Origin of the sequence: Eubacterium sp. AF16-48 (genome assembly GCF_003479405.1) — a bacterium.
Lineage (GTDB): Bacteria > Bacillota > Clostridia > Lachnospirales > Lachnospiraceae > Eubacterium_G > Eubacterium_G segne.
Window position 1 is genome coordinate 39,765 of the sequence record NZ_QUHB01000003.1, and the last position, 13,422, is coordinate 53,186.

General features: G+C 35.5%; 5 protein-coding genes. 3 read left to right on the forward strand and 2 right to left on the reverse strand.

Translation table 11 applies throughout. The annotated features are described in order from the left end of the window. Positions 1-19 precede the first annotated feature (19 nt). Entirely contained in the window at positions 20-742 is a 723-nt protein-coding gene (locus DWW68_RS04605; protein WP_021953651.1) for a LytTR family DNA-binding domain-containing protein, read from the reverse strand. Positions 743-980: 238 nt separating this feature from the next. Between DWW68_RS04605 and DWW68_RS04610 the strand changes: the two genes are divergently transcribed. After that, on the forward strand, positions 981-6,113 hold the full coding sequence (locus DWW68_RS04610) for an Ig-like domain-containing protein (protein WP_118589171.1): 5,133 nt from the start codon (positions 981-983) through the stop codon (positions 6,111-6,113). Positions 6,114-6,269: 156 nt separating this feature from the next. Continuing rightward, positions 6,270-7,676 carry an amidophosphoribosyltransferase gene (locus DWW68_RS04615; RefSeq protein WP_118589170.1) on the forward strand — a complete coding sequence of 469 codons (1,407 nt, stop codon included), beginning with the start codon at positions 6,270-6,272 and terminating at the stop codon, positions 7,674-7,676. Positions 7,677-7,846: 170 nt separating this feature from the next. Here DWW68_RS04615 and DWW68_RS13405 read toward each other — a convergent pair whose 3' ends face one another. Next, the gene (locus DWW68_RS13405; protein ID WP_158576804.1) at positions 7,847-7,996 is read right to left on the reverse strand and encodes a hypothetical protein; all 150 of its coding nucleotides are present in this window, start codon (positions 7,994-7,996) and stop codon (positions 7,847-7,849) included. 148 nt (positions 7,997-8,144) lie between these two features. Between DWW68_RS13405 and DWW68_RS04620 the strand changes: the two genes are divergently transcribed. Continuing rightward, positions 8,145-13,301 carry a GH92 family glycosyl hydrolase gene (locus DWW68_RS04620; RefSeq protein WP_158576805.1) on the forward strand — a complete coding sequence of 1,719 codons (5,157 nt, stop codon included), beginning with the start codon at positions 8,145-8,147 and terminating at the stop codon, positions 13,299-13,301. Positions 13,302-13,422 lie beyond the last annotated feature (121 nt).

Here is a 13,422-nt window from a genome sequence, read left to right on the forward strand (position 1 = left end):
GTAGAAAAGCCCTGTGACATTATTTTAACATATCCTTTCTTAATTTTTGAAATAGAAAATCAGAGTATATGGTGTTTATATCCTTAATATTTCTACGGCTTATGGGAAGAGTCTCACCATTTGACATAGAAAAGGAATTGTCGGTTTTAGATTCAACTTCATAAAGATTTACAATAACACCCTTGAAACAATTAACTATATAAGAGTAGTTACATATCATTTCTTCCCATTGATGCTGTGACATGCGAAAGCACGGGTTATTACCATCCTTTTGATAGATAATAATTTTATGGTTTTCGTATTCAGTATATATAATATTTCTTGGATATATTTTAATACCTCCGGGAAGGGTTATAAACTGTGACAATTCAAAATCAAAGGAGCTTAATTTATGTATAAGGTTTTGTATATTGCTGTCACTGAAGGGTTTGACAAGATAATAAAAAGCATCAACCTGATAACTTTCAGTGGCAAATTCATTACTGGTGGTGCAAAATACAATTTGAACATTTTTGTCTGTTTTTCTAAGCTCGAAAGCCACATCCACACCGGTAAGCTTGTCCATAAATATATCAAGAAAAACAATATCATATTTGTTAGTGGAAAATTCCGATAAAAAGCTTTCACCATTTAAATATATGTCATAGGAAGTAATGTTAAAAGAGTTATTGGAATACTTTGTAATCATTGAAATTAAGGTGTCCATATCCTGTCTGTTATTGTCTACAAATGCCGCTCTCAAATTTTTCTCCTTTTTTGTATGAAATAGGTTGAAAACCATGAATTATTATAACACATAAACCATAAAAGGTAAAAAACATAATAAACCACTTAAGTAAGAAATTAACCGCTTGAGTCAGATTCGTTGATATTTGTATTGAAATAAACAATAATTGTTAATAACATTAGCTAACTGTGCATATAAATAACGTGGAGCGTTAAAAGCACCGGAATGCTGAAAAAGATGAAAGGAGTTATATATGAAAAAAGGAACAAAGAAAATTGTGTCAGGCATAATTTCAATGGTTTTGGCAGTTGTCATGGTTGTGACAATGCTTCCTACAGGTTCATTTAGCGTAGCTGCAGATGATTTGGGTATTGATATCGAATTAAATAGCTACCAGATTAACGGAACTTCAGGTGAGCAGGGAACAATTAAGCCTGTAGTGAAATATGGAGCCACAGTAATAACACATATTGTAAGTGTATCATACACATCTACGGATAGTGATATTATAAGTGTGGATAGTGATGGCGCATACATATTAAAGAAGGAAGGAACAGCTGTTGTAAAGGTTGCTGCAGAATATGAGGTAGCAGGCGGAAGTTCAAGTGGTGTTATTACTTTGAATGGGACTCAGAGTGTTGCAGTAACTGTTAAGAAGCCTGCGGGTACATTAAATGTTACTCCTTCTAGTGGAGAACTTTTAGTAGGAGAATCATTAAAGATTTCACCTGTCGAAATTTGTGATGAAATGGATATGGCAACAGTTGTCAGAAGTTATTCAAGCAGTAGGGATGATGTTGCAACAGTGGATAATAACGGAACAGTTGCAGCAGTTGCTCCGGGAAAAGCAGTTATTACGGTTAAATCAGAGTTTCAGGATACTTATGGTAATTCACATATGTATACTAAAGATGTGGATATAACAGTTGCAAAGCCGGAAATAAGCTTAGTGGGAGGATTAGAACAGACAGTTGAAATAACTGAGGATAATCCAAATCCTGTAGTTACATTTAAGGCAAATACATCAAACACCAATGATACGGTAGTATATACATTAACACCAAATGATGCAACAAAAGCAGAGCTTGGTGAAAATAGCATTACATTCCATGAACCGGGCATGTATACTCTTACAGCTACACTTCCTACAGGTAATGTAAGTGCAAGTATTATTTACAAGGTAGTTAAAGTAGAAAAGCAGACACCTAAGCCGACTATATCTTCAAGTGTAAAAGAAGTTGATATTAATTTAAGTGAAACAGATTCATTTAACTTAAAGTCAATTCTTACGTCTTCTGAACCGGTAATTACTTATGATATTTCCAGTCCTAAAGCACAAATTGCAAATGATATAATAAGCTTCAGTGAAGTGGGATATTATACAGTCAAGGCAAGTGTAAGCAACACTGCAGGAAGTGCAAATACAACTATAATTTTCCATGTAACAGATACTACAAAAAAAGACAGTGGAACAATTAGCATAAATGGAGCTGACGGCTTTTCTTTAAGTGAAGTTGGAGCAACAGTAAAAACTGAAGTTAGCGTAACAGAGTACAGTATTTCTGATGTATCATGGGAAAGTAATAATACAAAGGTGGCAGGTGTTACTAATGGAATTATTACTGCCAACGGAGAAGGAACAGCAATAATTACAGCAACTATTCCAAATGGTCAGTATGTAACATTTACTGTTAATGTTAAAGTTTCATCTTTAGAAATTGAATTAAATCAGCCGGTTTCATCAATTGAAGTTGTAAGCGGTGAATATTACAGTGAGAACTTAAAGAAGTATATTTCATTTAAAAATAATAATGGTGATGTAAATAAAGATTTAGCATGGCGTTCAAGTGATGAAAGCATTGTACAGGTTGTAGACGGATATGTATTAGGAAAAAATCCGGGAATTGCTGTTGTTATAGCTTACACAGCAGACGGATATTCTGTGTCTTTCCCGGTAACTGTAATAGGAAAACCTGAGCTTTCTGCCAGTGTAACGGAATATACTGTTGACATGAAGGATGTTAATGCCATAGCAGGTTTTGGAATTGACTTATCATCAGTAATTAGCCTTAAAAATTCCAACGAAGTAATTACATATGAAACATCAAACAATACAATATTAGATGTAAATAACTCAGGATTTGTTACATTTAAGAATGTTGGAATTGCTTATGTTACTGCAAAAGCAGGAAATGAGAAGATTACGTTTACATTCCATGTCATTGATACAACAGTACCGGAACCTATCAGAATAGTGTATACCACAAATGCTGAAAAGAGTTTTGATATGGTATTGGGACAGGAACCAAAGGATCTTATTCCAAGTATTTCATTAGTTCAGGATGGGGTTTTAAGTGCACCGGAGGTTAATTCGGAAAATGTAAAATGGTCATCTGATAATGAAAAAGTGGCAACAGTAGTAAATGGTATGGTAACCCCTGTAAGCGGAGGAAAGGCTGTTATAACTGCTACTACAAAGGACGGATATTTTGTTACATTTTCCGTTAATGTTTTAGTTAAACCTACTGTAGCATTTGGATTTAATAAGGCAGAAGTTGTGGAAGGAACAGCAGTAGATGTGGCGGTTAAAATTGCTCCTGAGTATGCAAATGTAACATATGAAGTAGAATTAGACGGCCAAACAGCTGATACTTCAACATATATGCTTGCTGAAAATGGTGACAGCATAACCTTTACACCGCTCGTAAACGGTAATTTTATAGTAAAGGCAAGAGTTACAGCTGATGGAACATCATTTTCTAAAACAGCTGAATTATCAGTGAAATCATTAAAGGATGTAGATAGCATAACCTTTACGGAAAATAATAAGATTCTATATACAGGAGATTCTTTTGATTTATCTTCATTAGTATTATGGAATGGAGGAACGTCTGAACCTTATAATACGGACATTACATGGACTAGTGCCAATGAAGAGGTTGTTTCTGTGGATAAAGCAGGAATAATAAAAGCTAAAAAAGCAGGAATGACAGTTATTTATGCTCAAAGCTATAATAACAAACGTGCTAAGATTACCATAGAAGTATTACAGCAGTTAGAAAATATCATTCTTTCTAAAGACAGTATTTCCCTGTGGGAAGGAGAAAGCGATGATATTGAGATAACTCCGGTACCCGCAGATGCAGATTATGAAAAGGTTGAGTATTCATCAGAGGATGATAGCATTGCCACAGTGGATGCAAGTGGTGAGATTAAAGCTATTTCAGGCGGAAAGACAAATGTGGTTGTAACTGCAAAATATACAGATAAAAATGGAAATCAGGCAACTATAGTAAGAAAAGTAAAAGTATTGGTAAAAGCAAGTGTAAAATCAGTTGAAATAAGAACTGTAAGTACAGACTCACCGGATACAATTTACTCAAAGAAAATAGGTGATAAAGTTCAGTTAAAAGCTGTTATTACTCCTGTAAATGCATATGACAAAAAGGTTTTATGGAGTGCAGAGGATGACGGTATTGCTACAGTAGACGCAAATGGAATTGTGACTACAAAGGGCAAAGGAACAACTTATATCTATGCAAAGTGCACAAGCGACGGATATGGTATGGATGGAAATGGTACACCGGCAGTAGGTATGATTAAAATCATAGTTGGTGGAGATGAATATTCTCTTAACATTACACCGGAAAGAAGTATCGTATATCCTGGTGAACAGATTAAATTTGATGCAGATCTTCTACCGGAAAATGCTGTTGAAGGTAAGGTTACATGGTCAGCTGACAGTAGTGATATAAGCCTTGATTCAAAGGGATATGCTACGGTATCTCCTGACGCATCAGCAGGACTTATAACTGTAACTGCAACTATGAAATTAGTTGATGGAGATGAGTATAAGGCTGAAGCTTTGGTATACGTTAAAACACCGGTTAAGACCATTGAATTTGAAAAATCTTCTATGAACTTGTACATATATGAAGATGTAAACCTTTCACCGGTATTTAATGGAGGAACAACTGTACCATCAGATACAAATATTAATTGGAGTGTAAAGGACAGTAGCATATTATCAGTGGATAGTTATGGAAAAGTTTATGCAAAGAAACTTGGCTCTACATGGGTTTATGCTACAGCATATAATGGAAAGAGAGCAGAGATATTTATAAATGTAATAGCTGCTCCAAAGAGCATTAAACTTAGCAGACATGGTATCACATGTTACAGTGGAGAAAGGAAAAATATAAGTTATACATTTAATCCTGATTACACTACACAAAAGGCAGTAACATGGACGTCAACTAACAAAGATGTAGCATATTACGATACAGCATCAAAGAAAATAGTTGCTGTTAGTGGAGGAACATGTTACATAACTGTAACCGCCAATGATACACATTTTGGAAATGTAAGTGACAGGGTTAAGGTTGTGGTTAAGCAGAGAACAACAGGTATTGAGATTTCAAAATCAAAACTCACAAAGAAAGTGGGTAATATGTTTAAGCTTTCAGCAACAGTGAAACCGTCAAATGCTTATAATAAGGCTATATATTGGACCAGTTCAAATGTAGCAGTTGCATCTGTTGATGAATTTGGTATTGTAACATGTCATAAAAAAGGAAAGGCTACAATAACAGCACTTACAACAGATGGATATGGAGCAAAATGCAAACTTACTGTAAAGAAGGGAAAGACCAAGATTAAGTACGGTGTTACAAATGTTAATGGCTTGTATATCAGAAAATCTCCAAGTTTACAGGGAGTTCAGTTAGGACAGTATAACGCCGGAGTATCGGTTACAATTGTAGGAAAAGTTGGAGAATGGTATAAAATAAAATACAAATCAGGATATGCATATCTTAGAAGTGCATATGTTACGGTTTTAACTTCAACAGGCAGCAGTTATAAAGGAAATAAATCTAATGCAGTAGTATCATCAACTACCGGTATTTATACGGGAGTAGGAACAGGGTTTAATACTGAGGCTCCAAAGGGAACGAGAGTGTTGGTAGTAAACAAGGTTGGAAATTATTATAAGATAAAGTACGGTACTAATGCACTTGGAACAGGATATGTTGCAGTAAACAGTGTAAGTCTTGATAGTGGATTTAAGTACGGTATTGCTACACCTTCTAAAAAAATCACAAAGAAGAAGGTAAGTAGTACACCGAATGTAACATTATTTAGAACTGCAAGAGTTTCATGCAAAACGGCAATTTATTCAAATGCCAGAGGAACCGGAAGAAAGTTAGGTATTGTTTCAAGAAATACAAGACTTGTACTTAACAGTCAGAAAATTAATGGTTACTATCAGGTGGTATTTAGTAATGGGGTAATCGGATACGTAAAGGGTTCAAAAATAAAGAAACTTAAATCTTTAGTTAAAAGGAATGTAAATAAAACAAACACTTTTATAAGGTACAATAAATAATAGGGATTATTAAAAAGGAAGCTGTTGCTAAGGCGGGTTATGTACGTTTTGGCAGCAGCTTTTTTATCAAAAAACGGATATTCATTGAAATTAGTGGCAAAACAAGGTAAGATATAGAGGAGATTTTGTAAAAATACATATTTGAGGAGAGAAAAAATGGGTGGTTTTTTTGGTGTAGCATCTAAAGAAGATTGCGTATTTGATTTATTTTATGGTATTGATTACCATTCACATTTAGGAACAAGGCGTGGAGGAATGGCTGTATTAGGAGAAGACGGATTTGACCGTGCAATTCATAATATAGAAAATTCTCCTTTTAGAACAAAGTTTGATAAAGATGTACAGAAAATGAAGGGTACATATGGAATAGGTTGTATTTCTGATTATGAGTCACAGCCATTAATAATACGTTCTATTCATGGAACTTATGCTCTTACAACAGTTAGCAAGATTAACAATGTTGACGAACTTATAAAGGATTTATTTAAAAACGGGCATACTCATTTTCAGGAAATGAGCGGAGGGGACATTAATGCCACAGAACTTGTAGCCACACTTATTGACCAGAAAGATAATTTAATTGATGGAATTAATTATGCCTTAGAAAAAATTGACGGTTCCCTGTCACTTCTTTTAATGAATGAGGCAGGTATATATGCTGCAAGGGATAAAATGGGACGTACACCTATTGCCATAGGAAGAAAAGAAGATGCTTTTTGTGCTGCTTTTGAAAACTTTTCTTATAAGAATCTTGGATATTCAGATTATAAGGAATTAACACCGGGAGAAATTATTGTTATGACTCCAAAGAATTGTGTTACATTATATAAGCCTGATAATGACATGAAGATATGTACATTTTTATGGGTTTATTATGGATATCCGGCAAGTTCATATGAAGGAATCAGTGTTGAAAAAATGCGTTATAACTGTGGCGAAAAAATGGCAAAGCGTGATAATGTTCACCCTGATATTGTTGCAGGAGTTCCGGATTCAGGAATAGCCCATGCTGTAGGGTATGCCAATGAATCAGGAATACCTTTTTCAAGACCGTTTATTAAGTATACACCTACATGGCCCCGTTCTTTTATGCCTACAATGCAAAGCAAGAGGGATATGATAGCTAAAATGAAACTTTTGGCAGTAGAGGATTTAATTAAAGATAAGAGTCTTTTGCTAATAGATGATTCAATAGTACGTGGAACACAGCTAAGGGAAACAACGGAGTTTTTATATCAGAGTGGTGCTAAGGAGGTACACATAAGACCGGCATGTCCTCCATTATTATATGGATGTAAATACCTTAACTTTTCCCGTTCCCGTTCTGATATGGACTTAATTACAAGGCGTGTAATAGAAAGATTAGAAAATGGAAAGGTAACGGAAGAAGTATTGCAGGAGTACGCTGATCCTGAATCTGAGAAATACGAAAACATGGTTGAAGAAATCAGAAAAGAATTGAATTTTACATCTCTTAGATTTAACAGATTAGATGATATGCTTGATTCAGTAGGAATTGATAAAAGTAAATTATGTACTTTCTGTTGGGATGGAAAGGAATAAAAAGCAATTATAAGTATAGGCTATTGCATTAAAGAAGAAATGCAGTAGCCTTTTTTTGTTATTAGTATCTGAATTTTAGAAAGTATTTATTGAAAACAACAATTTAAGTAAAATTAAAATGTATTTTAATGATTATACGGCATAAGTGATATGGCATTTTATGGTAAGTCCTAGGCTATGGAAGATTTTAAGCTTCTGATATGTTCATCAAGGTCAATGTGATTTTCAAGCAGAGTAAGAAACTGAGGTTTGTCAGAATCATAAATTTCTTTACAATCTTCAAAAATATCTGCCAAAGTGAGTTGTTTTTGTGGTATCATAGTAATGTCTCCTTTCGGGCGTGATTTATGGTTTTTAGTCAACTCTATTATATCACAAACCGTGAGGAGATTTTTGATTTTAGCAACAAAAAAATGCCGTATTTATGCGGCTTTTGGCGTTTCGCAAACGCCTAGAAAGGAGAACTATATGAAAAGGATAGTGGCATATGCAATGCCAGTGATTTTGGCGTTTCGCAAACGCCTGGTAAATGTAAAAGGAAAGGGAGGAGGAAATATGATGAAAAAGCATTTGAAAAAAGTTGTTTCATTTGCCTTAGTTTTGAGTATGACTTTTCCGGTAGGCATGTCATACAGAGAGACATCAGTAGAAGCAAAAGTGATTGATTCGGATTATAATAAGGACGTTTTGTGGTCTACATCCTTTGAATCAGCAGATGGATTTAAAACTTCTACAGTAGATGATAAGAAGGGCACCGCCAATATTGCGACAAATGAACTAAGGTATCAGATAAATGGAAATTTATCCGGTGAAATCGAGAGTTACTCGGGAAGTGCCGCGAAAAATGATAATGAAGTTTTGAAAAATTTGTTTGACGGAGACTCTGGAACAAAATATTTAACTGAGGCAAAGCCGTCGGAAGTTATTGTAAAACTAAAGAGTCAACAGGTTATAAAATCGTATGCGATAACTTCTGCGAATGATGCTTCCGGAAGAGACCCTAAGAATTGGAGTCTTCAGGGTAGAAATTCGGATAATGAAAGCTGGGTAACCATCGACAATAAAACAAATCAGGTGTTTAATGGCAGATATAAACAAAATTATTTTGAATTGGATAACAGCACAGCATATAGCCAGTATAGATTGCGGATTACAGCAAATAAAAATGGTGGTTCCATGACACAATTTTCAGAGTTTATTCTTGCAACAGGCAAGTGTCAGGAAGTTGGTGCTTCTATTAGCAAAATGAATAGTGAGATTACTTCCGGACCGAGCGATGCATGGAATCAAAAATCCAATGTGGGTTGGACAGGAAGCCACTCTCTTGTATGCAAGGGAGCTCATGTAGGAACTGGTCATGCATATTCTTATAATGTTATTTATGACAACTTGAATCTTACAGTAAGTGATAATACAAATTTAAGATATGTAATTTTTCCTTCCATGTCTAATGGAGACGAATATGACTATGAATATACACAGATGCATATGGCTGTGGATTTAAAGTTTAAGGATGGAACTTATTTAAGTGAGTTAGGTGCAATTGATCAAAATGGAAATAAGGTGGATGCACAGTCTCAGGGAGATAGTCGTACACTGGTGGCACAACAGTGGAATGAAATTTACAGCAAAATTGGTGATGTGGCAAGGGGAAAAGTCATTGAAAAGATTTTGGTTGTGTACGATATGAAAGCTCATAATGCGGGGGCTTTAGCAAAATTCCAGACATATTTTGATGACATTGAAATATATAATCAGGATTATCCGGTATATTCTCATTTATCAGATTATGTAAATATTCTAAGAGGAACGAACAATACAGGAAACTTCTCCAGAGGGTTGACAATTCCGGCAGTAACAGTGCCAAACGGATTCAACTTTTGGATTCCTGCAACCAACGCAAGCAGTAATTCGGCTTATGAATATCAGAAAACAGATGAATTTCGTTGTATGAGAATAAGCCATGAACCGTCTATATGGGTTGGTGATAGAGGAACCTGGCAATTTATGGTAAATACCAGCAAAGATTATAATACAAATGACGATTATGGATTGGGAACGTTAAAAGCAAACTTTAGTCATGATAATGAGGTAGCAAAAGCGCATTATTATAAAGTTTCTTTTGATGGCAATGGAGGCGATGCAGCAAATTCACAGATAGAGCTGACACCGACATCTCATGGTGCAGTGGTACGGTTTACTTATAATAACACGGCAAACAAGAGTGTTATCTTTGATTGTGCCAATGGTGGAAGTAGGACCGAATATAGTGGAAATACATTTAAAACATATTCTGACCATACAGGGAATGGTTCGAAGCGTATGTACATTTACGGAGAATTTAGTGAGACTCCTAAGGGAACTAAAATAAATGACAGGAAAAGTATTGCATCCTTTAATTCCAATACAGTTACAATGAAACTTGCCACATCATACATCAGCTATGATCAGGCAAAGAAGAATTTGAAGCTTGAAATTGGGGGAGACAGTTTTGAAACGGTTTATAACAAGGCACAGTCTAAATGGGATAATCAGCTTGGAATTATCACAGATGTTAAAGGCGCAAATTATGAACAGTTAGTTACACTTTATTCTTGTATTTACCGTATGTATTGTTATCCAAATCTTATGTCAGAAAATACAGGGTCAAACAGTAATCCGGTTTGGAAATACAAGAGCCCTTACAAAGATGATAATGCAGCTCCTGTGGAGGGAAAGATTTATATTAATAATGGTTTCTGGGATACATATCGTACTGCATGGTCAGGGTATGGACTGTTTACACCGTCCAAAGCAACAGAGTTGTTAAACGGTTTGGTACAGCATTATAAAGATCAAGGATGGGTTCCAAGATGGATTGCACCGGGTGGAACCAACAGTATGGTGGGAACAAGCAGTGATGCTATTTTTGCCGATGCAATGGTGAAGGGCATATCATTTGATTATGAAAATGCATACAAGTCCGCATTGAGAAATGCAGCTACTGTATCCGATAACCTTACAAATGGAGGAAGAAAGAAATTAAATATTTCGAACTTTATCGGATATGTACCTGCTGATGAAAATGAAAATTTCTCATGGTCCATGGAAGGATATATTAACGATTACGGAATTGCTCAGATGGCAAAGAAATTGGCAAGTCAGACGAACGATGCAACAAAGAAAGCAAACTATATGTCTGAATATTACTACTATCTAAACAGAGCAAAGAACTATTCCCTCTTATTTGACAATTCTGGTTTTGATGCCACGTCAAAATGGTTGAGAGGAAGAAAAGCTGACGGTTCTTTGAATTTAGGAAACAGTGACAATAATACGGGATTTAATCCATTCTGGTGGGGGGCAGATTATACAGAAACCAATGCATTTAACATGGCAGTTTCTGTACCACAGGATGGACTTGGACTTGCAAACTTATATGGCGGTCGCGACCAGTTGGCAGACAAGCTTGATACAATCTTTACAACTGATGGAGGATATATTGGATATGGCGCCATGGATGGTGTTGGCGGTATTCATGAACAGAGGGAAGCAAGAGAAGTAAAACTGGGTCAGTATGGACACAGCAATCAGCCGGCCCATCATATTCCATATATGTATCTGTACTCATCCCGTCCGTGGGAGACACAGAAGTATGTAAGAGACATTCTTGCAAGATGTTATGCAGGAAGTACCTTTGGGCAGGGTTATATTGGTGATGAAGATAATGGTGAAATGTCAGCATGGTATGTATTGTCTTCCATCGGCTTTTATCCATTGTCAATGGGAAATGATGAATTTGCTATCGGTTCACCACAGTTTGAAGAAGTAACTGTTAATTTGGAAGGAAATAAAAAACTGGTAATTAAGGCAAATAACAATAGTAGGGAAAATGTGTATGTAGACAGTATGTACGTTAATGGAGAAAAGTATGATAAAACATTTATAAAATACGAGGATTTAATTAAAGGTGGAACAATTGAATTTAATATGTCCTCAACATCTAATAAAGAGCGCGGACTTGAACAGGATAGCCTTACATCCATAACTACAGGTGACAATAAGCCACAAGTATATACGGACTATTCAAAGGATGCCGATAAGTCTTCAAGTACAGGAGTGACTACATTGGATAACTTATTTGATGATAATTCAGATACAGAGACAAAGGTTGATAATACAACTACACTTATGTTTAAGTTTACCGATAAAAAAGCTGTAAGAATGTTGACTCTGACATCATCAAAATCAGGAAGAACACCGGATAGGGCACAGGTGTATGGCGATAATGAAGATGGTAACTGGGTTTTACTGGGAGACTACCATGACAGTGGCAGCTTGTTCTTTAATGTTTGGGGCAAGTATACAAGACCATTTGGAATAAGTGCAGACAAAGTGGGCAAATACTCAAGATATAAAGTTGTTCTTACAGGAACAGATGCTTATTTGTCAGAAGTTGAGATGCTGGGATATAAGGATAACGGAATATTAAAGAGTGATTTAAAAAATGCCATTGATGTAGCAAAATCAATAGACACCACAGGTGAATATCTGCCTATTGCAAAACGTCTTGAAAATAATTTAAAAGAGGCATGCAGTGTGTATGATAATGGAGAAGCATCAGATGATGAAATTCTAAAAGCTTATCAGTCATTGGGTAGAATTGTGGACATTGAGAAGAAGACAATTAAAATACATGATGCAAGCAAAGTAGAAGCAGAAGAGTTTGATGCAAAGTCCGACCATATAGTTAATGATGGCAAAAACATTGGTGGAGTGAAAAATAATACATGGGTAAGATATGACAGTGTGTACTTTAACGGTTTGGCATCTCAGGTAAGCTTTAACTATTCGGGACAAAAGAGTGATGCAGGCGGATATGCACAGGTGTATATAGACAGCAAGGTAGGAGAACCTGTAGCAACTATTAATCTTCCGGTTACAGGAGATAATTGGAGTACATATACTACTGTAAGTCAGCAGCTTGAAAAATCCATAAGTGGTCTTCATGATGTATATATTGTATTTAAGAATGATGGCTCACATAAACATGTGGCAAATGTTGACAATATTGCCTTTGATGTAAAAAGTGTTGAGGGAAAGGAAGATGTTGTTATTTCAGATAAGATAAATATTGAGGGATTCCAGATAAGTCAGACTAACTGGGGCTTAAGAACGGTTTCCTCTGTAGAACCTGAAATCGATGGCAGGAAAGTAGTAGAGTATGGTAATATTTATGCTGTAGACAACGGAGAAGTTAAAAATAAAGATATGGTAGTTGGAAGCACCAGTAAATATGTTGCGGCTTTTAAGTCTACGGAAAAAGGTATTATTAACAAAAAGTTCTCTGCATCAGATACGGCAACCAACTATGTAATGACAATGAAGGATAATGGAAGCACCAAGGCGGCATATACTCAGGAATACCGAATAAGAGGATATGCAAAACTTTCAGATGGAAGTTATGTATACAGTAGTGTTTCATATTTTTCAATATATAGAGTATCAAAATTATTGTATGATAATTGCAAGATGAGCACCAACAGAGCTCACGAATATTTGTACAATAACATATTAAAGGTGGTTGACCCTGAATACAAACCGGTAGATTACAACTGGGGAAGTATTGTAGTAAGACCTAAATAAATAAGTAAGTAAAGCAGTTCTCTGATTATGGCAAATAAGCTATAGTCAGGGAACTTTTTTTTTTGCGCCTAAAATAAAAAATGAAACATAGTAATAAAAAAATGATACTGGTATAATGGGT